General features: G+C 49.1%; 17 protein-coding genes. 11 read left to right on the forward strand and 6 right to left on the reverse strand.

The window, feature by feature from the left end:
- Nucleotides 1–27 precede the first annotated feature (27 nt).
- The 4 genes from PAECUDRAFT_RS23380 to PAECUDRAFT_RS23390 all read right to left on the reverse strand — a co-directional run bounded on the left by PAECUDRAFT_RS23380 (nt 28) and on the right by PAECUDRAFT_RS23390 (nt 4,464).
- Nucleotides 28–696 (reverse strand): response regulator transcription factor, encoded by a 669-nt coding sequence (locus PAECUDRAFT_RS23380; protein ID WP_006040650.1) that lies wholly within the window; start codon nt 694–696, stop codon nt 28–30.
- 15 nt (nt 697–711) lie between these two features.
- Nucleotides 712–3,096, reverse strand: coding sequence for an ATP-binding protein (locus PAECUDRAFT_RS23385; RefSeq protein WP_006040651.1), 2,385 nt, complete (start codon nt 3,094–3,096; stop codon nt 712–714).
- Between the two features lie 124 nt (nt 3,097–3,220).
- Nucleotides 3,221–3,385: a hypothetical protein gene (locus PAECUDRAFT_RS26010; RefSeq protein ID WP_006040652.1), complete on the reverse strand. Its 165-nt coding sequence runs from the start codon at nt 3,383–3,385 to the stop codon at nt 3,221–3,223.
- 146 nt (nt 3,386–3,531) lie between these two features.
- Nucleotides 3,532–4,464: a polyprenyl synthetase family protein gene (locus PAECUDRAFT_RS23390; RefSeq protein ID WP_006040653.1), complete on the reverse strand. Its 933-nt coding sequence runs from the start codon at nt 4,462–4,464 to the stop codon at nt 3,532–3,534.
- 202 nt (nt 4,465–4,666) lie between these two features.
- Between PAECUDRAFT_RS23390 and PAECUDRAFT_RS23395 the strand changes: the two genes are divergently transcribed.
- The 8 genes from PAECUDRAFT_RS23395 (at nt 4,667) to ald (ending at nt 15,624) form a co-directional block, all read left to right on the forward strand.
- Nucleotides 4,667–6,025, forward strand: coding sequence for a helix-turn-helix domain-containing protein (locus PAECUDRAFT_RS23395; protein ID WP_006040654.1), 1,359 nt, complete (start codon nt 4,667–4,669; stop codon nt 6,023–6,025).
- A 209-nt stretch (nt 6,026–6,234) separates the two neighbouring features.
- Nucleotides 6,235–7,293 (forward strand): hypothetical protein, encoded by a 1,059-nt coding sequence (locus PAECUDRAFT_RS23400; protein WP_006040655.1) that lies wholly within the window; start codon nt 6,235–6,237, stop codon nt 7,291–7,293.
- A gap of 44 nt (nt 7,294–7,337) precedes the next feature.
- Complete coding sequence (locus PAECUDRAFT_RS23405) at nt 7,338–8,780, forward strand: putrescine aminotransferase (protein ID WP_006040656.1); 1,443 nt, start codon at nt 7,338–7,340, stop codon at nt 8,778–8,780.
- Between the two features lie 19 nt (nt 8,781–8,799).
- Nucleotides 8,800–11,016 carry a non-ribosomal peptide synthetase gene (locus PAECUDRAFT_RS23410; RefSeq protein WP_006040657.1) on the forward strand — a complete coding sequence of 739 codons (2,217 nt, stop codon included), beginning with the start codon at nt 8,800–8,802 and terminating at the stop codon, nt 11,014–11,016.
- Nucleotides 11,003–11,332 (forward strand): hypothetical protein, encoded by a 330-nt coding sequence (locus PAECUDRAFT_RS23415; protein WP_006040658.1) that lies wholly within the window; start codon nt 11,003–11,005, stop codon nt 11,330–11,332. Before PAECUDRAFT_RS23410 ends, PAECUDRAFT_RS23415 begins: the two co-directional genes overlap by 14 nt.
- 235 nt (nt 11,333–11,567) lie before the next feature.
- Complete coding sequence (gene lysS, locus PAECUDRAFT_RS23420) at nt 11,568–13,052, forward strand: lysine--tRNA ligase (RefSeq protein WP_006040659.1); 1,485 nt, start codon at nt 11,568–11,570, stop codon at nt 13,050–13,052.
- Nucleotides 13,039–14,436, forward strand: a complete 1,398-nt coding sequence (locus tag PAECUDRAFT_RS23425) for an aspartate kinase (protein ID WP_006040660.1) — start codon at nt 13,039–13,041, stop codon at nt 14,434–14,436. Before lysS ends, PAECUDRAFT_RS23425 begins: the two co-directional genes overlap by 14 nt.
- A 45-nt stretch (nt 14,437–14,481) precedes the next feature.
- Nucleotides 14,482–15,624 carry an alanine dehydrogenase gene (gene ald, locus PAECUDRAFT_RS23430; protein WP_006040661.1) on the forward strand — a complete coding sequence of 381 codons (1,143 nt, stop codon included), beginning with the start codon at nt 14,482–14,484 and terminating at the stop codon, nt 15,622–15,624.
- Here the strand turns inward: ald and PAECUDRAFT_RS23435 are convergent.
- Nucleotides 15,617–16,966, reverse strand: a complete 1,350-nt coding sequence (locus PAECUDRAFT_RS23435; protein WP_006040662.1) for a uracil/xanthine transporter — start codon at nt 16,964–16,966, stop codon at nt 15,617–15,619. The two genes, ald and PAECUDRAFT_RS23435, sit on opposite strands and share 8 nt — an antisense overlap.
- Before the next feature lie 155 nt (nt 16,967–17,121).
- Between PAECUDRAFT_RS23435 and PAECUDRAFT_RS23440 the strand changes: the two genes are divergently transcribed.
- The 3 genes from PAECUDRAFT_RS23440 (at nt 17,122) to PAECUDRAFT_RS23450 (ending at nt 20,821) form a co-directional block, all read left to right on the forward strand.
- The gene (locus tag PAECUDRAFT_RS23440; RefSeq protein ID WP_006040663.1) at nt 17,122–18,021 is read left to right on the forward strand and encodes a LysR family transcriptional regulator; all 900 of its coding nucleotides are present in this window, start codon (nt 17,122–17,124) and stop codon (nt 18,019–18,021) included.
- A 274-nt stretch (nt 18,022–18,295) separates the two neighbouring features.
- Nucleotides 18,296–19,909: a glycoside hydrolase family 5 protein gene (locus PAECUDRAFT_RS23445; RefSeq protein ID WP_006040664.1), complete on the forward strand. Its 1,614-nt coding sequence runs from the start codon at nt 18,296–18,298 to the stop codon at nt 19,907–19,909.
- 138 nt (nt 19,910–20,047) lie between these two features.
- On the forward strand, nt 20,048–20,821 hold the full coding sequence (locus tag PAECUDRAFT_RS23450; protein ID WP_006040665.1) for a Cof-type HAD-IIB family hydrolase: 774 nt from the start codon (nt 20,048–20,050) through the stop codon (nt 20,819–20,821).
- 428 nt (nt 20,822–21,249) lie between these two features.
- Here the strand turns inward: PAECUDRAFT_RS23450 and PAECUDRAFT_RS23455 are convergent, their stop codons facing one another.
- Nucleotides 21,250–22,815 carry a BtrH N-terminal domain-containing protein gene (locus tag PAECUDRAFT_RS23455; protein ID WP_006040666.1) on the reverse strand — a complete coding sequence of 522 codons (1,566 nt, stop codon included), beginning with the start codon at nt 22,813–22,815 and terminating at the stop codon, nt 21,250–21,252.
- Nucleotides 22,816–22,829: the final 14 nt, after the last annotated feature.

Raw genomic sequence — 22,829 nt, forward strand, 5'->3', positions numbered from 1 at the left:
AGGGAGTCGATCTCTGGGGGCATGCAATTATTCGAATTTCGTTTCCTGTATGAGACCATGTTTTTTTGCTTCTGTGATCGCTTCGGAGCGTGAGCTGACGTTCAGCTTCTCAAAAATCTTAGAAAGATTGTATTCAATCATCCTTTGACTCATAAACATCATGGCGGCGATTTCTTTGTTGCTCTTGCCCTGTGCGATCTCTTGCAGAATCGCTTGTTCACGCTGATTGATCGAGATGTGCTCTAAAGAGTCGTTAGACCCGACTGGCACTTTAATATCGGTCCGGCGAAGTTCTTTAACGAGCATCGTAGGCAGTACGGTCTCGCCCTGAAGTGCGCAGCGGAGAATGTTAATTAATCTAGCCCAAGAGGTTGCTTTATTCACGAAACCGCTCACGCCAGCTTCAATTAAGATATTGAAGTTTGGGGCAATATCGAAGCCTGTATAGATTAGAATAATGGAATCTGGATGCGTCTCCATGATTCGTCTCGTAAGCTCAAGACCATTGATGACAGGCATATTCAAATCAAATAACATAAGATCGAAGAATTGGCCCTGTGCCAACAACTGCAGTGCCTCGGTACCGGACTCTACGACAGTGACTTGAAAATCGGACTCGCGTTCGACGCGTTGTTTCGTTCCTTCTCCTACGGAAGGGTGGTCATCGACCAGTAAAATCGTAGCGATTGGGATCACCTCTTTAGAATGGGATTAGTTTGCTGTGCGTGCATCGAATGCACGAATATGCGATGAAGACAAAGTAGGGATCGTAATGTCGACTTGAAAGCCTTGTCCAGGCTCCGAGCGGAAAATGATGGTGCCTTCCAGACTAGCGACTCGCTCCTGAATGCTCCAAAGTCCCATGTGCGAGAAAGAAGAACGAAGTTGAGTCAGATTCATCCCAATGCCATTGTCGGAATAGTGGATGCTGAAAACTTCGTCAGATCCAGAAAGCGTAAGATCGATATGCGTTGCCTTGGAATGTTTGCCTGCATTATGCAGCAGCTCCTGCACAATTCGATAGAGTGTCAGCGCCTGATGATCGTCCAATCGAATATCGGTATGAAACTCGTCAGTATTTAATTTAATGGAATAATCCGCTCGCAGCCTAACTTTGGAGAGAAGGTTGCGGATCGCTTCGACGATTCCCATTTCTTTGAGAAAAGGTGGCCGCAGCTCGTTGCAGGTTTCTCGGATCTGGTCGATAACGTCAAGCAAACCGTTACAAATTCGTTCAACGTCTTGCTTGGCTCCATGAGAGAGCACGTGTCGAGAGCTCAAGTCTTCTAAATGTTGATACCATAAGATTTGATCTTGCAGCGCTGCATCATGTAAATCTGTGCTAAGCCGCCGACGTTCGTTTTCGGAGATAGAGAAGAGCAAGCGAAGCAGCCAAGTCGGCGTTCGTTTGTCTTTGGCGATGCTCTGTTCCAGCTCTCCGATGAAGTCATCCACCAGCAGCAAGTTTTCATACACAAGCGTTCCGTAATTGAGCAGTGTTCTTAACCATGCAAGCTCGTCTTGATTAAATCGTGTACGATTATACTTATTATGAATCCAAAGCAATTGGCATGTTTCATAGCTGCTCGTAAACCAGTAGCATAAACCTTGTTCAATTGGGAGAAAGCTGCCTGCAGCTCCGCGTGCTGCTGCTAGTTTGATCTCATTGATCGTCGCTTCATCCGCTGGAGTGCCGAATGCGGATTTGATTTTGTGCGAGCTCGATTGTAAGTTTAGCTCCAGCAAAGTGATGGATTTCACGCGCAGCACGGTCTGGATTTCCTTAACGAGCAGATGTTCGAGATCAGCAGGCTTCATGATCCGGGATATTTGGTTCGCAAACCGGTCCAAGCTGGATTGGAATTGCCCGAAGCCGTCGATCCACTCGGATCGCATTCGTGCGTCAACTCGTTCCTTAAGAAATAGGAAAGAAATGATAACGGTATAAATCACGATGAACGCTTGAAACCATTTCACGCCCCAGTTAGAATCATCCTGCACGATGATGTACAAAAGTCCGGCGATGATCAAAGTCGGCAAGATCGCTAGCAACGCAAAATATCTAAACCGTTTCAGCGCATAATCGATATCGAGCAGTTGTTTTGTCGTTAGCAGGTTCAAATACATGATCGGCACAATGCTGACGCAAGCCGAAGCGAGCTCCGACGATACTAGCTGCACATTCGCGATTAAGCTGGGCAGCGCTACAAAGCCTACAAAAGGCAGGAAGGCGAATAATTGACCGAGAAGCAATATGGTATATACCGGGCGTTCGCCTGTGCTGCTGGTCTTATATTGACGAAGCGTAACGGAAAGCAGTGCGACGATCATGATAGTGAAAATGACGAGAATGATCGTTTTAAATTCATCATGAGATACCTTGATAGGCAGATCGAAATACAAACATATTGCGTCGTATGCGGTAGTTAAGCCGATGATCGAATAACCGGCATTGATGAGCCATTTCGTCTTTTTGAGTTTATGACCGTTTTTCTTGGCATGCAAATAGATAAAATGGAGCAAAAGCGTCGGGACGGACGGGAACGTAATGCCTAAAAACAACAGACCAAAATGGTCATATCGCGCTGAAGCTCCAGCGACGATATAGCTGAATGCGACAAATAGCGAGAAAGTAATCAACACGATGGTATCGCGTTCCAATACGCCTTCCGAATTGCGGTAGACGATTGCGCTGATGACAAGCGTAGCCAGCAGGACAACAATCGGCAAAATGCTGTGCATGAACCACGTATTGGATATTTGATAGGTGGAGATTTCAAATGAGAGAGTCTGATGACCATGCTGCATCTTCAGTTGGTGAATTCTTTCGACCCTCATGTCATCTCTTAAGGTATGGTTTTCCGATGGAGGACGATGATCGATCTCGATAATTTCGTCCCCAGGGGAGAGATTATGGTGGCTGGCCCAAGAGTTTTTCATGATGTCGGTAACGATCCATTGATCTTGATTTCCTTTATTATCCGCATCGATACCAATATAGGTATATTTCATACTGATCAGTACGAAATATACCATTAGGGCGATAATGATAAGTAGGCCATACATTTCTTTCTTTCGCAACAATCCTTGCAGCATGACAAGCCCCCTAGTTAGCTTACAATCTCGCATAAATTGCGATTGACCCGCAGCGCAGCAACTTTAGAAGCTTGTCTGCACAGCGGGTTCCGGCAAAGCATTATATTTGATGGGCAACTGGTTATTACCAGTAGTTTTTATTGCTAGTGGAAGCAGCTCGGCGGGAAGACATGATGTCCATCGCTGCCTTCCGCACATTATCTCTTAAGCCATCCATGCGCTGCAGCTTTTCTTCATTGCTCATTGCAGGATTACATACGATCGATTCCAAAATAGGTTGAAGCATCATTATCAATCGGCTCCTTTAAAAGGGGTTATTTGTATTTGATTCCAATGTATCATTGGAGTCGCGGCCGCGAAACGAAAACTGGATTTCGTAGGTGCCGAAATTATATTGCGGTAGTTATTTCGGTCGAATAATGAATAAAGGCATCGTTATACGTCGAATAAAATATATTCACGCGCAGCGTGCCGCCATTCCTCGCGAATCGGCAATTGTTCAAGCAGATCAAGCGCATCGAACTGATGGATCCGCATATGGATGGCTGCATAATCAAGAACGCCCGAGCTGCGAATAAGCTGTTCATATTCCTCTTTGTTCTCCAAGACTTCCTCTCTCGAAGAATGCCCCAATAAATAATTGCGAAGCGGGAAATACGCTTCTTCCTTCCGCTCAATTAAATACAGCATTAGTAAAGTGCGTTTGCGGCGAAGAAAGTCGCTTTTTTCATCCCAACGCAGAATGTCGTTGTGATCGTTTTTAATCTGGGCCGCGATACCGATATGCTGGCCGTACTGCAATACAAGGTCGGCGTGCTGATCCGTTGCGGCCAAAGTCCCGACCAGACAGGCGCATGCGACTAGAGCGCCTGACTTTTGCCGGGTCATTTCCTTATATTCCTCCTCGCTGTAGATTGCATTATTCAGATCGCTGAATTGGCCATTAACGGCTTTGAGCACTTGTGTATTGAAGCACGCGATCATTCGGTCTCGATTGCCGGCAGGGAGATCGATCTGCTCAATTAGCTTGGCGCTAAGCATTAAGAAGCCAATGGCCACGTTCATTGCTACCGCTGGCTCGCACTGGCTCCATATCGATTGGGGCTGATCCTGATCTTGCAAGTCGTCAAATATGTCTAAAGATAGGATCATAAGCTCGACTGCGGCAGCGGCTTTGTAGATTTCCGGAGAGGTTCCATTAAACATCATATAGTGAAGAAGGGTGAGCTTGCCGAACAGAAAGGAAGAATGAATCCTCTTGTATTCGATGCATGCGGCAGCAAGCTTGTTGAATTCGTGATAGCTGAAATGCTGTGCGGCCACGCTTTTCATGACATCGACCATCAAGTTCGTCTTGTCTGGTTCCATGAAACTACCTCCATAATTGTAAAATTATTATCGAATCACGACTATGATACCATGTCTCGGACTGACCGCAATACAATTTCGAAGAAGCGAAGTATAGATTTCGGTGAAAGTTAGGAGGAACTGTATTACGATTTCAGTAGGGAATAGGGGCTGGGACCACAACAAGGACCAGGCCGATCATTCACGGGTTGAGGTGGCAATAATGAAAATCAGTGAACGGATCAGACAACTGAGAGTTCATAAAAAAATGACGCAAGGCGAGCTGGTGGACGGGATATCGTCGGTCGCTTATTTAAGCAGAATCGAGAATAACCAAATTCGGCCGTCTTCGAATTTTCTGAAACAAATATCCAATAAGCTAGGGGTTGAGCTTGAATACCTCGTCACGTTAGACAGTTTCAAGTACAGAGACAAGATCAATGACATTGTTTGGCGTTACAGGAAGACGGGGGAGCTGCCTGAAGAGGATGCGATGTTTCTCAATATGCACTCGGTAGAGCTGCATGATGATGACATTCATCTGCGGATCTATGCCACATTGGTTTCCTATTGTGTCGATCGCGGAGATTCCAAGGAAGCGCGTAAGTTGTATGATATGTCGAGAACGTTCATTCCTGAAGTTTCAGGTGCGGAGCATGGCGAGGATTATTTTTTCTATTATGTGGCAAGCGGCAATTTATTTTTTTATTTGCAGGATTTTTTTCAATCTAACCATTACTATGCCAAGGCGGAAAAATATTTGTCTTGCATCGGCCATTTTGACGCGGCACGGCTCTATTACAATATAAGTCTAGTCAAGCAGCGGATTGTGGAGGATAAGAGTGTCTGTCTGCATTATTCGCAGAAAGCGCATGACTACTTCAAGACGATGAATGACAGGGACCGACTGGCGAAGGTGTTGATCACGCAGGGCATTCAGTCGCATTTGCTGCACCGTTTTGACAATTCCATGAACTACTTGAATGAAGCGCTCGCGATTGTGAATGAAACGGGTGATTTGCAGCTGCTGGCGATGATCGAATATAATTTTGGGCGCATTCATCAATGCATGCAGGAATATGGCACGGCGATCCAGCATTTTGAGAAGGCAGTGGCGCTGAACAAGAGTATTTCATTCGTTACAGAGAACGTCTATGCTTACAAGCGTCTGGTTGAAATCTATATGGAGCTTAAAGTCTGGAGCACGGCTGACAGCTATCTCGATCAAGCGCTTCATATCGCCGAAGAGCATGAGCTTCACTATGATTTCATTGATCTTTGCGCCATTAAAGCAGGGGCTTACAAGCTTCGAGCAGATGAAGCAAAGTATGAGAAGGAGATGCAGAAGGTAGTGGCGTTATGCATTGTGAATAATCAGTTTAGCCATGTCAAGCCATTGGCGAGCGAGCTGGGCGCTCACTTCTATGACAAGAGGGCCTATAAGAAAGCAGCTGATTATTACACGGTCGCTCTTGAATATGATCAAAAGGTTGCGCAATTAACCAAATCCTCCACACCGATCAATGAACGAGTCCTCCAGCGGCAGCAGGCCGTTAAGGGAGTGACCATTCCGTATCTTTAAGAGAAATCACTTCATTTTCCTAGGCAAAACCGACTTTTCGCATATAGCGAGAGTCGGTTTTTTTCTGTAATCGGTAAAGTGGGCGTGACAAAACACGGTGGAGAATAAAGGAAATAATAGTTCGTTTTTACTTCTTATTTTTGCGTTCGCGTATGCGTTATTCTAGGCGTGTAAAGAACAATATTCGAGTTTATGAAGGAGGGACTTTCTTGGTTACGCTGGGTTTATCGGTGAACGTGTCGAACGATTGCGATAACTTGTCGTTGGACCATTTCGGCAACGAGATATGCATCCATCAGGATAACGGTCTGATCTGCGTCAATACGTGCAGCACCTCAAACCCGTCATTGCCTTTTACACTTCAATCCGTTGGCATACAAATGGATGATGTTAACGTCATTGCGTTGTCGTACACGGGGCAAGCATGGATGATTACCGAATCTTTGGTGAAGAAAGTGCGCAAACGGCTCGGCTTAAAGGACAGCCAGCAGGTCGTAGTCGTGCCGTCGCAAGAGCTCAGTTACGCATATACCTCGCATTTTACGAGCGGACTCGATTCGTCGCTATTGATCGTGACAGGCAAATCAGATGAGGACAGTGCGCATCCTAAAATTTCTTATTATGCTGCTGATCGGAATGACGTTCGCCTAATCGACCAAGATTTTACGGACGCTGATTGTATCTCGTTCAATGATGTCTATCGCCAACTTGCACAGTATTTGCATCTGAAGGATGAGCTTGAAATCCAAAAGCTCGCGTTATATGGCAAAGACAAGCATAAAGCAGCCGGCAATCTATGGGCGCTTGACAACGAGTGCCGTATTATCAGCGGAAGTGGGCCAAGCAATCCGCAATCTGGATCGTTTGATCTCATGCAATTGTTAGCGAGCGCGGGAGTTGATGTTCCGAATGAACGGCAGCCTGAAGAGCCTTTGTCGGAGGAACATGCCGAGTTAGCGCAATATGTGCAAAATCAAGTCGAAACGATCTTCATGCGCAAGGTAAATTGCTTGCTAGAGAAACAAAGCGTCAGCAATGTCTGCATCACGGGCGATCTGACAGAAAACCACTTGTTGCTGAACCAGATGGGTGCAACCTTGTCGCAGAAACTATACGTGCCTCCTGTAGATTATTGTCAGAACTTGAGCATCGGCAATACGATATATGCTCTTTTGCATAATGGTGAAGAAAAAGTGCTCCTCAATGAACTGAAGCTCAACTTCCAAATGGAAAATATTTATCGAACCTACCTCTGCTGCTGCAGTTGACGGCGATGATGAGCAAATGAAATGAAGACAGGGTGGTGAGATCGGTGTCGGAGGTTGCGTATAGAAGTGGCGGTCCACAGGATCGGCCGGACGGCCAGAGCGAGGAACGCAATAGCCAAGACCAAGGAGCGTCCTATTCGAATGTCATGGCTTATACCTCGCAAGTGCTGGGGCTGATTGAGAAGGAGGAGCTGTCGAAGGAAGACTCCGAATGGATCAAGTTCGAGACCGTAAACGGCTATAAGGAGCATGTGAACCCGGGCTATCTATTCAGCCGCAAGACGGTTGATATGAATAAAGAGCTTGCCTTCGTGGAATGGAAGGATGCAAGGAACAGCTTTATTGACATTGATGGCAACGAGTATATCGATTGCATCGGTGGAAGGGGCATCTATAATGTTGGCCACCGACATCCGAAGGTGCTTCAGACGGTCATGAACCAACTGCAGAAGCAGGCTATGCATACCCATGACCTGCTGGATCCGTACCGCGCGATACTCGCAAAGACGTTAGCTGAGATTACGCCAGGCGATCTGAAGTATGTATTCTTCACGAATAGCGGCGGCGAGGCAGTCGAGTCGGCGATCAAGCTGGCGAGAAAAGCGACGAATCGTCATACGTTCATATCGACGACAGCGGGATATCATGGGGTGAGCCTGGGCTCGCTAGCTGCGACAGGCAAAGCGTTTTACCGTAAACCGTTTCTGCCTTTCGCGCAAAACTTTCGCCATGCGCTTTTCGGCGATGTCGATATGCTGTACAAGCTGCTTAAGTCGCTTGAAATCGTAGGCGAAGAAGCGGCAGGCGTAATCATTGAGCCTATCCAAGGCAATGCGGGAGTCCGAATGCCTCCTGACAATTACTTGCAGGAAGTCAGGCAGTTATGTGATGAGTTCGGTGCCTTATTGATATTGGATGAAGTGCAAACGGGTATGGGGCGGACGGGCAAAATGTTTTACGCGGAGCACGAGAACGTTACGCCTGATATTCTGTGCCTTGCCAAAGCGCTGGGAGGCGGCATTATGCCGATGGGCGCAATCGTCGCTTCCGAGAAGGTTTACGAGAGCTTTATGGAGGAGCCTTATCGCCATGAGCATACGTTCGGGGGCAATACGCTTGCTTGCGTAGCGGCGATTGCAACGATACATGTGCTGATCGAGGAGCGGCTGCCAGAAAGAGCGGCTGTTATTGGCGAGTACATGCTGAAGGAGCTGCGGGCAATTGCGGCCCGTTATCCGAAACTCGTACAGGAGATCAGAGGGAAGGGCTTATTCATCGGAGTGGAGTTCTTTGACAGCGTTGTCGGCTTTGAAGTGTCCAAGGGCTTGTTCGATAACAAAATATTAGTCGAGGGCACGGTAGGGGATGTCAAGACGTTCCGAATTGAACCTCCGCTTACGATTGAGCAAGAGCAGGTCGATCGCGTCATACAGACATTTGATCTGGTGCTGTCGCAAGTGCAGCGCAAATATAATTTTATTAAATAGCCCAAAGGAGAGTTGAACCATGTTAGCTGTAGATGCACTATCCCATTTCGCAGGCAACCAGACTCAGACGTTCTGGTCCGCGTATATGCAAGATTTTGATGTAAAATCGATTCTTCCGCTTGATCATCCCTCCAATACGGGAAGAGGAACGGCGAGCGCTGTGCATATTTTTGGACTGGGCGAGGAATTAGAGGCGGCGTATCGTCGTTTCATGTCCGAATCGTCCCCTTCGTTGGAAGCATTCCATTATGCGGTTTGGGCCATTGTGCTTCAAAAATACAATAACAGCGACGCCGCTGTTTTTGGTACGCCGAGCACCGAAGGTGCGCTGCTTCCATTCCGAACGCGGTCGGACGCAGCGCAGTCCTTCTCATCATTCCTGGCAGGTATCTCTAACAACGTAAACGAGCGTCGCCATTTCGAGGATATGACGCTTGGAGATATCGCCCGTTCCAGTGAGCTCGATCATACGCAGCCATTGTTCGATTCCGCGGTGTACGTGCAGCGTCAGCATAATCGGACAGGAACAACTGAACCTGCGCTTTTGCTTGAGGTAGTGAGCGAAGCGCCGCTAGAGCTGTCGATCCGATATCAAGCCTCCCAATTCGAGCAAGCGACGATTCTGCGCATTGCCAGCCATATTACGCGTACGATCGAGCAAGTGGTCAGCTGTTCGGAAATATCGCTGAAGAATATCGACATTTTGTCCGCTGAGGAGCGGCATCAGGTAATCAATGGGTTCAACGAATTGACTGTCGAATACGACAGATCAATGACGATCGATCAACTGTTTGAAGCGACGGTTGAGCGAATGCAAGATCAAGTTGCAGTAATATGCGGCGACCGTGAACTCACTTATCGGGAATTGAATGCAAAGGCGAATCGCCTTGCTAGAGTATTGCAGCGTCAAGGGGTGGGACCAGAGAAACTGGTAGGCCTTATCGTCGAGCGGGACATCGAGCTGATCGTCGGAATGCTAGGCGTAATGAAGGCAGGCGGCGCTTATTTGCCGGTCGATCCCGCATTCCCGCTGGAGCGTATCAACTATATGTTCCGCAACGGCAACGTGAACCTGCTGCTAACGAGCAGCGAGCTATCGATCCGTCTGGATTATGAGTGCGATTACTTGAATTTGGACGAGCTTGATCTTAGCGGCGAGGATGATTCGAATCTGCAGAAGGAGCATGATCCGAAAAATCTGATGTACGTGCTGTACACGTCAGGTTCAACCGGGCAACCGAAGGGCGTTGCTGTAGAGCATCGGAATGTAGCGGGCTATGTACACGCTTTCTGCAATGAGTTCCAGATGACAACCAGCGATCGGATGGTCCAGCAATCGACGGTTTCGTTCGATATTTCGGTCGAAGAGATTTATCCAATCCTGCTAACCGGCGGAACGCTCTTAATTGCCAAACGGCACGAGGTGGCCAACATTCCGCTGCTGGTGGATATGATGTTTGATCGCGGCGCAACAATGATTAGCGGCTTCCCGCTGCTGCTGAATGATTTGAACAAGTATCCGGTTCCGCCTTCCCTTCATACGCTGATCAGCGGCGGGGATGTCCTGCGCGAAGAGTATGTCACCAATCTGATCCAGAAAGCCAATGTTTACAATACGTATGGACCTTCTGAAACGACAGTATGTATCAATTACTTCAAGTATAAGGGCGAATGCAGCACGAGCATTCCGACAGGGCGCACGATCGCGAACTACAAGGTGTACATTCTAGATCGCCATCGCAATCCGATGCCAATCGGTCTTCCAGGCGAAGTTTGCATCGGCGGAGTAGGTGTTTCCCGTGAATATTTGAATCGTCCTGATATTACGAATGAACGCTACATTCCGGATCCATATAACAAGGAAGAGAAGATGTTCACCTGCGGCGATCTTGCTCGCTGGATGCCGGATGGCAACGTCGAGTTCCTCGGCAGGATGGACGACCAGATCAAAATCCGCGGCCGCCGGACGGAGCCAGGCGAGGTTCAGCGCATTCTTATGAAGCATGCAACCGTTAATGAAGCCCATGTCATCGCAAATACCGACAAGTACAAGCACAAGTATTTGACTGCATATGTAACGGGATCTGAGCTGCTTTCGGCTGCAGACCTCAAGGCGCATTTGGCTCAATATTTGCCGGAATTCATGGTTCCGCCTTACTTCGTTCAACTGGACAAGCTCCCTTTGACTCCGAGCGGCAAAGTCGACAAGAAGGCGCTTCCTCATGTTATCGATTAGTCATTCTAATAGAATCGGGACGGTGGATAATGACATGTTTACGGTAGAACGTCAAACGTTGTTTATGTACCAGGTGCAATTCGAAACAAGGGGCAGAGGAAAAGTAAGCCTGATGATCGTCGCTTCGGATGAAACGGAGGCGATAGCGCTTGCCCAGCAAGAGATGGAGAAGCATCCGTTCTACTCGTTCTATGACCGCCTATCGTGTAATTGCGAGAAAAGAGCGGTTCAAACGGGCGACTGCTGGATCGTTGAATCCACGAAATATGCCGGTCATCCGGATCATGCCTACGTTGACTTCGGTGCGTTTATCTAAGAAACGGTTAATAGACCGGTTCAATTTCCTACACATTGATGCATGAAATGAGGTCCGTTTTACATCTATTATTCAACCTGAAATATTCGGTATTGTTACCAATAAGCGATGGAAGGGGCAGCTTGACGTGAACGTAAGCAAAGATGCTGTAAGGCGAGGGAGAGCAGCTCTGCTGGCGTCCCATTCAGGGCCGGGACCCATGACGCTATTCCAATGACAAGTTAGGGGAGTATTCATGACGAGTGAACAAGCTGTTGTACGCATGGAGAAACGAGAGGAAATGGCGGCGAAAGGAATCGACGTTCATCCAGACCGCTGCGAAATCACGCATGAGCTTCACGAGGCAGCCATGCTCGAAGATGGGGTTAGCGACATTGCAGTAGCGGGTCGCGTGCGTTCCATCCGACATATGGGGCAAATCGTGTTTGTGACGATACAGAGCGTTCGCGGACGGCTGCAATTATTCGTGCGCAAGGACGAGCTAGGGGAAGGGAGCTTTGACGCTTTCATCCAATATGTCGATACAGGGGACTGGATCGGTGCAAGCGGAACAATGTTCACGACGAAAGCTGGCGAAAAAACGCTTAGAGTCGTCGGCTACCAGTTTTTGGGCAAGAGCTTGCATCCAATGCCGGACAAATGGAGCGGGATGACGAATACGGAGCTTCGGTACCGCTATCGTTATCTGGATATGTGGCTCTCGGATGAGACGAGCAGCCGACTGCTGCGAAGAACGTCGATGCTTCGATCGTTGCGCGCCTTTCTGGACAACAAAGGGTTCCTCGAGGTGGATACTCCGATATTGCAGCATTCCGCATCAGGAGCGCTGGCCAAACCATTCGTCACGCATCATCATGCGCTTGGACAAGATATGTATTTGCGAATTGCGCCGGAAACGTATTTAAAGAGACTCGTAGCGGGTGGATTCACCAAATTGTATGAGGTAGCAAAATGCTTCCGCAATGAGGGAATCAGTCCACAGCATTTGCAAGAGTTTACGATGGTTGAGGGCTATTCGGCATTTGAAAATTACGAGGATGCAATGGCACTTATACAGGAAATGCTGCAGTATCTATTATCTGAGACATTCGGTACGCTTTCTTTCTCGATCGGCGGCGAATGGATCGACTTCTCCGAGCCATGGCTGACCGTTACGTTTCGCGAGCTGATCCTTGAGAAAACGGGAATCGACATTGACTGTTATCCGACTGTCGAGGAGCTTCACGCAGAGACGCTTCGCAAGCATATTCGGCTGGAGCATGAAGCGATCGAAACGCTGGGAAGAGGCAATTATATCGATTTATTATATAAAAAAGCATGCAGGCCTTACCTCATGCGCCCGACGTTCCTGATCGAACATCCTATCGATTTATCGCCGCTCGCCAGGGCCAATGACGAACGGCCTGCCGTTACGGACCGGTTCCAATTGGTGCTTTGCGGGGCAGAGATTGTGAACGCATATTCCGAGCTTGTCGATCCCCTCGAACAGCGCGCAAGGCTTGAGCAGCAGGCATTATTGAAGAGCGGCGGTGATGTGGAAGCGATGGGGATGGATGAGGACTACTTGCGCGCCATGGAATACGGCATGCCGCCGATTGCAGGCTGGGGATTCGGCATTGAGCGGCTGCTGATGATTGTCACGGACAGTCCGAATATTAAAGAATGTGTTTATTTCCCGCTTGTCAGAAGCATGGAGGGAGAAGACGATGAAAGTCGTTAAATTCGGCGGCACCTCGCTTGCAGATGCGCAGCAACTGCATAAAGCGGCCTCCATTATCGCATCGGATGCGGATCGCCGCATCGTCGTCGTCTCGGCTCCTGGCAAGCGGCATCGAGCAGATGCTAAAATGACGGATTTGCTCATTGCGGGGTGGAAGCAAGTCGCGGAGGGCAAGAGCCCCGAGCGAGAGCGGGAGGCGGTCATTCAACGCTTCGCTGAGATTGGCTCCTCGCTTAAGCTGGCGGCCTCTGACATCGAGGAGGCCGTAACGCCGCTGCGTTCACTGCCACAAGCGGTGGATAGCCTTGAGGAGCCATTCCTCCTGGACCTGTGGAAAGCAGCAGGCGAGGACACATGCGCCAGGATGATGGCTTGTTACTTGCGCAGCATCGGCATAGATGCGGAATACGTAAATCCAGGAGCGGCCGGTTTATTGGTGGAGGGAGACAGCGGGAACGCTGTCGTCCTGCCGGAGTCGATGGTCTCATTGCGCAGCCTTCGAGATCGAAAGCGTGTCGTCGTGTTCCCGGGCTTTTTCGGTTACACGCCTGAAGGAAGGTTAGTCACCTTCTCGCGCGGCGGGTCCGACGTGACGGGATCGATTCTAGCGGCTGCTGTCGGTGCGGAGCTTTATGAGAATTTCACAGATGTCGATTCCGTCTTTGCTGTTAATCCGGCGCTGATTCCTAACCCCAAGCAGATTGCGGAACTCACGTATCGAGAGATGCGAGAGCTGTCATATGCAGGATTCACCGTGCTGCATGAGGAAGCGCTTCTTCCCGCGTTCCGCGCTAATGTTCCGGTTTGCATTAAGAATACGAACAATCCGGCGGCGCCGGGCACGAGAATCGTGTCAAGGCGAGCGGTGGAATTGTCGCCTGTCGTTGGCATTGCGAACGACGATGGCTTTTGCAGCATCAACTTGACCAAATATCTGATGAACCGCGAAATCGGCTTTGGACGCAAGCTGCTGCAGCTTCTTGAAGAGGAGAACGTTCCTTATGAGCATACGCCGACCGGTATAGATAACTTCTCGATCATTATTCGTGAATCGCTGGCAGGAGATGAAGTATTGAACCGGATTGTTTACCGGATCAGGGAAGAGCTGCAGGTGGATGACGTCGAGATCGTGCGAGAGCTTGCGCTGGTCATGATCGTCGGAGAGGGCATGCTGGATTCAGTTGGGGTTGTGGCTCGTGCAGCGAACGCACTTGCCAAGGCTGGCGTAAACATCGCTATGATTAATCAAGGGGGCTCGGAGGTCAGTCTCATGTTCGGCGTTCGAAGCGAAGATGCGGCAAGAGCGGTTGCATCGTTGTATCATGAATTTTTCTATGATGAGGTTCTTCATTGGTCGCTGCTGCGCCACAAGGCGGCGCTCTAGGCTATTTGTTCGCAGCGGGCGATGAGGATGAGAGGGGGAAGCAGCGTGATCATTGGAATTCCGAAGGAAATTAAAAATAATGAAAACCGAGTCGGACTTACGCCAGCAGCTGTCTCGGAATTCGTTCGTACGGGGCACGAGGTGCTGGTTGAAACGGAAGCAGGCGTTGGAAGCGGATTTTCCGATTTCGATTACAAGGAAGCAGGGGCCGTAATCGTGCCTGATGCGGCAGTCGCATGGTCAGCCGAGATGGTGATCAAGGTAAAGGAGCCGCTGCCTTCCGAATATGCCTATTTTCGTCCAGATCTGATCTTGTATGCGTATCTTCATCTCGCGTCTGAGCCAGAATTAACAAGGCATCTGCTCGAGCGCAAAGTAGTCGGAATCGGCTATGAGACGATTCAATCGGAAGATGGCGGGCTGCCGCTCCTGCTGCCGATGAGCGAGGTAGCGGGACGGATGGCGGTTCAGATCGGAGCGGGCTTGCTAGAGAAATCGCGTGGAGGCAAAGGTGTGCTGCTGGGCGGCGTACCGGGCGTTCAGCCAGCCGAGGTCGTCATCCTTGGAGGTGGCGTTGTCGGGACCAATGCAGCCAAAATGGCGGTTGGATTAGGTGCGAATGTGACGATTTTCGATGTCAATCCGGACCGCCTAAGATGGCTGGATAATCGTTTTGATGGGCGCGTCCATACGCGAGTATCGCATAGCAGCTACATTGCCGAAGCAGTCCGAAGGGCGGACTTGCTCATTGGAGCCGTTCTTATTCCAGGCGCCAGAGCGCCGCGTCTCGTAACGCAAGAGATGGTGATGTCTATGTCGGCAGGCTCCGTTGTCGTCGATGTCGCGATCGATCAAGGAGGGTCCATCGAGACGATTGACCATATCACGAGTCACAGCGATCCGACCTACATCCGGCACGGCGTCATCCATTATGCCGTTCCTAATATGCCAGGCGCCGTACCGCGCACCTCGACGATCGCGCTAACGAATGCGACGTTGACTTACGGCTTGCAAATTGCAGCCAAAGGATATAAACAAGCTGCGAAGGAAAGCAGGCCGTTGTCCAAAGGCATTAATACAGCAGAAGGAAGAGTGACGTACAAGGCGGTTGCAGAAGCCCACTCGCTTGAATTTACGCCAGTTTACGAAATATTAGATGACAGCCTCATAAGGGTCAAATTCATGTAGGCTGTTTTGAGGAGACGGGAGCCCCCATAAGTGCTTTCGTCTCATATTTCTCCCAACGCACGACGTTTTCTAAGACGATAACCATCATTACCCCAATGACCAGCCCGTTCGAAAGAATCGGCATCAGCAATGGCGGGAATTCAGTAAACGCCGAGCTTGGGATGTTCATGATGCTAATTCCCGTCAGCACGGGGAGTGCAATGCGATAGATCGTTTTGGCATTGAATGCAGTGCCTTGAATCGTGCGGAAGGCTGTTCCGAACATTTGAAGGTAAGCGACGAACAAGACGGCGCTTCCTACAGACATGGGGAGTTGGACCAACCAACCGCTTAAGACAGGGAATGCCCCGATCACAATGAATAAGGCTGCGCCTACGAATAATGCCGCGCGACGCAGCACTTTCGTATTTTCAAGAAAGCCGATAGAGGAAGCAAACGTCCCGAAAGGAATAAGGCCAAAGCATGCGCCAATAATCGAGAAGCCATTCGTAAACAGCACAGAACGAATGTATTGATGCTTGGCTGCTTCGCGCTGGAAAAGCTTGCTTGCCGCCGTCAAACTTGTAATCGTATTCGTCATGTTCACGAGCCCAGCAAGTAATCCGACAAGTAGAATGCCAGGCTCCCAACCGGGCGTTCCCCAAGGCATCCATTCCCAAATCCGCGCAGTTCCAGCTCCTGTTGTTTCTATTCTGCTGTCAGTCCCGAATATCGCAGCGAAAGCAGCCCATCCTGCACCGATCCCAATTAATAATGAAAATTGCCCCAACTTCCCTTTTCCTCGCAAATGCACGATTGCAACGACTGCCATGATGCATAATGACAGACCGGCAATCTGCAGATCCCATTTGCCCTGCTGATCATATCCGATCATGCCCTTGAAAAAGGTGTTCGCAAGCTGGAAGGTGAGCAGCAGCAGGAATACCCCCATGACAATCGGCGAAAATATACGTTTTAATACGGTAATGAATCCGCATAACGCCAAGACGATGACGAGCATGCTGGACAAGAGAAAGCCGCCCATTAGGCTGGCTGCAACTGTGCCCGCATCCATGCCCATCGCGGGAGCGGAGGCGGTGATGCTAAGCACAAGCCCCCACCAAACGCCAGCCGGTCCGTCCATTAGCGCATACCGATGCCCCCACACAATCTGAACGATACATAGCAGTCCGGTCAAAATAAACGAGCGCTGCATCGAGGCTGCGATGTCACCGGGTTCCAGCCCGAGTGCATGGCCGATCGAGAGCGGTACCATGACTGTATTTGTAAATAAAAAGAAAAGCCACTGCACGCCTGCCAGCAGCATGTTTAACGCATTTTTCGTTTGAAGCGACGTAGTCATTCTTACTCCCAGCTTTCCACATGAAGTCTGCATTCCGTATACGAATGCCAGCGGAATGCTTCAACTATGGTATCATGGGGATAAACTATATGGATAATATCAATTAAATTGCTTTCCTATATGAAAATCGAATACCAAGTTGGAGCGATATCGATATGGATTTGAAACAGCTGCGTTATTTCATCGCGTTGGCAGAGGAGCTGCAAGTCACGGCCGCTGCGCAAAAGCTGCATATGTCACAGCCCCCGCTTAGTCAGCAGCTTAAATTAATGGAAGCCGAGCTTGGCGTCCCGTTATTTAATCGGAATGGCCGCAGTCTCGAATTAACGGCATCGGGCAAGACGCTGTATGAGCATGCGCTGACGATCACGCGGTTAATGGAGGAAGCGAAAGCTGAAATTCAGGAATCGGGACAAGGCCTGAGAGGGAAGCTATCCATTGGCATTAATACGTTGTCGGATGAGCGGCTGCCGGAAGCGTTAAGCGCTTTTCGTCGATTGTATCCGAACGTCACGTTCAAAATTCAACAGAATGAAACGAACCTGCTGACCAAAATGATTAAGGAACATACATTAGACCTTGCCATCGTGAGGCTTCCCATCGCGCTGGACGAGTTTGTTTATGTTAATTTGGGAGCGGAGCCATTGTACTTCGTAACCTGCGAAGAGCGAATAGGCGGTGACGGAGAGAAGGAACAGATCACCTATGATCAAATTGCTCAGTATCCATTAGTGCTGCCAAGCACGGAAGGTCTTGGCTTGTACCATTTATTGTTGGATCAGTTCCATGCCAGAGGGTTGTCGCCTGCAATAGTCGGAGAGTGCTCGGATATCGGCATGCTGATGGAGCTAGTTTCCTCCGGATTCGGATCGACCATTCTCCCGAGAACTTCACTGCAGCGGAACCGTGGCCATCAGCTTCAGGCTTATCGAATCGAAGGACCGCATGCATCCTCAAGCTCCGCGATGATCTGGCTGAAGCAACATTACTTAAGCAAAGCGGCGCAGAAGCTGATCGAATTAGTTGAACAGCATACAAAATCTGCCGATCCGTAGTTTCAAATGGGAGACGGAGTCCAATGCCATCTAGGGGGATTTTTCTCTTCTAACCAAATGTAAATAATAGAAAATTACCCATTGATATTCAGTGAAATGGAATTTATATTATTCATTAAAGAGAGTTGAAATCGATTTCAACTACAATTGTGTAAGCGGTTTCGTTCTCTGCATTTCTAGTGAACTAGCTTCAAGGCAGCTGGAGGTGATGCAAACATTGGCATAATGGCATGCTAAATCTAGTAATGCTTTTTAAACCAAAGGAGGAGAATGAATGAAACAATCAAAACTGCTGGCGATGGTGTTAATGGCGAGCATGGTGTTTGGCTTGCTCGGCGCCGTAGGCGTAGGCAAGGCGAGCGCAGCGCCAATTGGTCCAAGCGATTTTCTGAAAACAAGCGGAAAGCAGATCAAAAATAATTACGGGTCCGGCAGCACGGTAAGCCTGCATGGCACGAACCTGGGCGGCTGGCTCATGGAGGAGAACTGGATGTCCCCGCTTGGGGGCAAGGACGAATGGACCGTTCGCGGCACGCTGCTTAGCCGGTTCGGTGCTGGGACGACGGACAGCATCAAGTCCGCCTACCAAGATGTGTGGATTCAAGCAAGCGATCTGGATACGATCAAAAACATGGGTCTGAACTTCATTCGCGTTCCGATCTACTGGGAAAATATGATGAACCGCGACGGCACGATGAAATCCGACGCTTATTCCTTTGCGAAGCTGGACTGGCTCGTGGCGAGTGCCCAATCGCGTGGACTCTATGTGCTGCTTGATCTGCACGGCACGCCTGGCAATCTGAATGGCTGGCAGAGCAGCGGACGCGAGGGCGTCAACGAGCTTTGGTCTAATACGACGTATCAGAACTGGACCGTACAGATTTGGCAGCGTCTCGCCACCCATTTCAAGGATAATCCGACCATCGCGGGCTACGACCTGTTGAACGAGCCTGTCAGCAACAACAGCAGCCTTTCCATTAGCCAAATGTACGATCGCCTGTACAAAGCAGTGCGCGCTATCGATCCGGATCATATGATCTATGTGGAAGCATTCGGCTACTGGAACAACATCGTATCGCCTTCCACCTATGGCTGGACGAACGTCGTCTATGAAGTGCATAGCTATGATTGGAACGATACGAACTACACGAGCCAGTCGAACAGCATCAATCAATGGTTCACGGATATGATTTGGCATCAAAACAATTGGAACGTGCCTGTGTACACGGGTGAATTTACACTGTTTACGCATAATGATTTGTGGGAGAAGTGGCTTTCCGGCTTGGATGCGCTCGATGTGTCTTGGACCAACTGGAGCTACAAGGTAACGAGCGGCGGCAACTGGGGATTGTACCAGAACAATACGAATCCATACCCGGATGTAAACAACGACAGCGTCGCGACGATCCAATCGAAGCTGACGAAGTTCTCGACGAACTACTTCCAGCCGAACACGGCACTCATTAATATTGTTAAAGCTTACGCGAAGCTGAATGCGCCATCCAGCCTGCAAGCGAAAGCGAACAACCAGTACGTTACGGCAGAAAATAACGGCGCTGCGCCGCTTGTTGCGAACCGTACGGCTGTTGGCACTTGGGAGAAATTCATCATGGTGACGAATGCCGACGGCACAGTATCGTTCCTTTCGCTCGCAAACAACAAATATGTAAGCGCTGATTTGAACAACAACGGTCGTTTGATCGCGCAGGCGCAGGGCATTGCAGCGTGGGAGAAATTCAGAAAGTTTACGAATGCAGATGGTACGCTGTCGTTCCAATCGGTGGCGAACAACCTGTACGTAAGTGCCGATCTGAACGTTAATATGCTTATCGCCAACCGGACGAGCATCAGCGGCTGGGAAGCATTCGTTGTCAGCTCTGCTCCGTAAGGTGATCCTTGTTAGATCATGCGAAGAAAAGGCTGCTTGTTCATCGGCAGCCTTTCTTTTGTTTGTAAGATAATGGATCGGGTTAAGTCAGATACATAGCAGCTGCTAGATTTTACATAAAGGGGGTCATCATCATACATGTCCTATAAAATCATCTTTTTCGACGTTGATGGTACGCTCACGCATGCCATCGACGGCACCATCGCACAAAGCACCAAAGAGGCTATACATAAGTTGATTCGTTCTGGTATGAGAGTCGTCGCCGCAACGGGTCGACCTTTATCGATGTGCGAAGAGCTGAAGGAGCTAGGGATCGAGACGTTCATTACAGCCAATGGCGGCTACGTCAAGCATCGCGATAAAGCCATTCATAAAGTAACGATAGAATCACAGATTGTTCGAGAGGTCGCAGCATTTGCCCAAACGAATAATCACGGGCTTTCCTTCTATACTGAGAGCTATTGGATGAACGGTGTGCAAGATGGCAGCATCAGAAGAGCGCTGCAGGAAACCTTAGCACTTCGTGAATATCCTGCTGTACACGAAAATATTTGCTCACAAGAAATTTATTTAATGTGCTTGTTTGCTGCAGATGAGAGGGTGGAATCGTATATGCGAAAGTTTCCAAACCTCATTTTCCATCCATGGCATCCTTACGTATGCAGCATCTTACAGGAGGAGGTTTCGAAATCGGCAGCGATTTATCAAGTGCTCCAGTACTTTGGGTTGGATCGTTCCGAAGCGGTTGCGTTTGGCGACGGCGACAATGATATCGATATGCTGGAATACGTCGGCCTTGGCATTGCGATGGGAAATGGCAGCGAGAAGGCCAAGCGGGCAGCCAATTTTATAACATATAAGTCTAATGAAGACGGAATCGCATTCGCTCTGCACAAGTATGGAATTATCTAAATGCTCTGCGAATCCGCCAGCCCTGCAAAATATGTGATTACGAAAAATTAATGTTTTATTAAATTTTAATTAATTGCAATTTAACAAAAATAAACAGAATTTTATAAAGGTCTTTACGAACGGAAGGAGCGGATCCAGGATGAATTTGTAGATTAATTGGGTTGAACAAACGTTTTCATCTAGTTAATTCTTCGAGATAAGATCGAAGGGGAGCGTTGTTGCAATCGCTTAGCAGTATGAATTTTTTGTTAATGCTAATTCGTATATTTACTAAATCTAAATGAAAAATATGGAAATGTGAGTGTAGACCCAACTTGAGGTTGACGATGGATGCGCATGCCTGGAACATGTTTGCGTGTGCTGTTTTGAGGAGGAGGTTTTAGGGAGACGACCAGAGCCAAGCTCTGGTCGTTTTTCTTCGTACAAGCTTATTTCCAGAGGGAAATAGCGAATACATGCAAGTTCGGTATCGTTGGCAGCACGAGCTGAATAGCGGTTGAGCCTGAACGGGATAATGGCGCTTCGTTTGCAAACAGGTAGACGGTGTTCTCGGTTTTACCTTCGGAATTTCGGATCAGGTCGGCTGTCCAAGCGACCTTTTCCCCTGCAATCGGATAATGACTCCACCAATCCGCGAATCCAAGTTGGAGCTGCTCGCTTGTTCCGTCCGCATATTCGATCGTGAATGCATCGGCACTGCCTCCGAATTGACTGCTGGCAAGCACGGTAAGTCCTTGATATTGGTCCGGTGGAATCGGGATAGCTTGTCCATAGCAGACGGCGTTGTCGTAATCGTCAGCGTTACCGGTAGCTGGGAAGACGAAAGATAAATCTCCTACTCGCAGGATACCATCTTCGGGCAAATGTTCCCGGCTATAGCTGTGACCGTCTCCATCGACATCGGCTGTTCCGAGGCCGTTATCGATGCCGCGAACGGTACATAAGCGACTGATGTCGATGGGAACGACAAGCCGCGTTGAATCGCTGATTGACGACCCGGCAGCAACTAGTGCTTCGCAGGACTGCCCGTCTCCATCGAGAATGGCCAGCACGCGCTGAAGAACTTGCACCTCTGTGTCTGTAGCATTCCGGATTTTGGTACCGAGGCTCGCCATTAGCTTTGCATCTCTACGTTCCGGAGGCATGAAGCTTATTTTGGCAAGCATGCCCCGTACTGTGCTCCATGGGTTGCTCAGGCGGCGAACATCTTCAATGCAAGCGTTAAGCTCTGAAACGCCGAACGTATTTGCGACGTATTCCAGCATGTGGGTGTAGTTGATCCGATTCGTATGGAGGACGTTAAGCAAGATGAACATGGTACTGGCAATGAATCGGGAATCGCCTTCGGCTGCCTCATCCTCGAAGCAGATGTCGCCAATCTCATCTGCGAAGCGTTGAAAGTGATCCGGGGATGTGTTCAGATGCTCTCGAAGCAGCTGCCTAAGACGATCTAACGTCACTTCGCGGTCGAGCGCCCCGCCTGGCGAGGGTTCGATGGTCATGACGCCTAGCAGCCCGTTGCTGAACAGCTCCTTCGAAAGACGTAAATCTTTTTTCGAGAAATAAGGATCGACAATTAAATACTCTCCCGTAATGGAATCGATGCCAACGACGATCATGACATGAGATAAATAGTGGAATTTACCAAAATTGCCATCCCAAGGAGAGTAGTAGGTGTCAAAGTTCAAGCAAACAGGATTTCCTTTACCGAGCTGCTCCTGAATAAGCGCAATGCTGTCGTCAGTCGATATATTCCGTGTTACATGAATTTCATAGCCATGGAATTGTCCAAGCAGCGTGAGCGAGTTGGAGACTCCGGTCTGCATTCGACTGCCAAAGGTGGCTCCCGGCTTGGGAGGTGCAAACTCGAATTTCAGAGCGTTCGCGTACATCAGCTTATAGCCTCTGTTGTACCAGCCCTCCATGGTCACGATTACATCGTCAAAGCAGTCTCCGCCAGCGCTCTTGACGGGTTCGACGTCAAGTACTTTCATCGTTCTTCATGACC

The organism is Paenibacillus curdlanolyticus YK9 (assembly GCF_000179615.1).
GTDB classification, from domain to species: Bacteria; Bacillota; Bacilli; order Paenibacillales; family Paenibacillaceae; genus Paenibacillus_T; species Paenibacillus_T curdlanolyticus.

What these genes read in the sequence shown, in the direction of transcription:
- PAECUDRAFT_RS23385 (WP_006040651.1), bottom strand. Translation starts at nt 3,096, where the DNA reads ATGCTGCAAGGATTGTTGCGAAAGAAAGAAATGTATGGCCTACTTATC.
- PAECUDRAFT_RS23450 (WP_006040665.1), top strand. Translation starts at nt 20,048, where the DNA reads ATGTCCTATAAAATCATCTTTTTCGACGTTGATGGTACGCTCACGCAT.
- PAECUDRAFT_RS23435 (WP_006040662.1), bottom strand. Translation starts at nt 16,966, where the DNA reads ATGACTACGTCGCTTCAAACGAAAAATGCGTTAAACATGCTGCTGGCA.
- PAECUDRAFT_RS23445 (WP_006040664.1), top strand. Translation starts at nt 18,296, where the DNA reads ATGAAACAATCAAAACTGCTGGCGATGGTGTTAATGGCGAGCATGGTG.
- PAECUDRAFT_RS23455 (WP_006040666.1), bottom strand. Translation starts at nt 22,815, where the DNA reads ATGAAAGTACTTGACGTCGAACCCGTCAAGAGCGCTGGCGGAGACTGC.
- PAECUDRAFT_RS23395 (WP_006040654.1), top strand. Translation starts at nt 4,667, where the DNA reads ATGAAAATCAGTGAACGGATCAGACAACTGAGAGTTCATAAAAAAATG.
- PAECUDRAFT_RS23425 (WP_006040660.1), top strand. Translation starts at nt 13,039, where the DNA reads ATGAAAGTCGTTAAATTCGGCGGCACCTCGCTTGCAGATGCGCAGCAA.
- PAECUDRAFT_RS23410 (WP_006040657.1), top strand. Translation starts at nt 8,800, where the DNA reads ATGTTAGCTGTAGATGCACTATCCCATTTCGCAGGCAACCAGACTCAG.
- PAECUDRAFT_RS23440 (WP_006040663.1), top strand. Translation starts at nt 17,122, where the DNA reads ATGGATTTGAAACAGCTGCGTTATTTCATCGCGTTGGCAGAGGAGCTG.
- PAECUDRAFT_RS23415 (WP_006040658.1), top strand. Translation starts at nt 11,003, where the DNA reads ATGTTATCGATTAGTCATTCTAATAGAATCGGGACGGTGGATAATGAC.
- PAECUDRAFT_RS23390 (WP_006040653.1), bottom strand. Translation starts at nt 4,464, where the DNA reads ATGGAACCAGACAAGACGAACTTGATGGTCGATGTCATGAAAAGCGTG.
- PAECUDRAFT_RS26010 (WP_006040652.1), bottom strand. Translation starts at nt 3,385, where the DNA reads ATGATGCTTCAACCTATTTTGGAATCGATCGTATGTAATCCTGCAATG.
- lysS (WP_006040659.1), top strand. Translation starts at nt 11,568, where the DNA reads ATGACGAGTGAACAAGCTGTTGTACGCATGGAGAAACGAGAGGAAATG.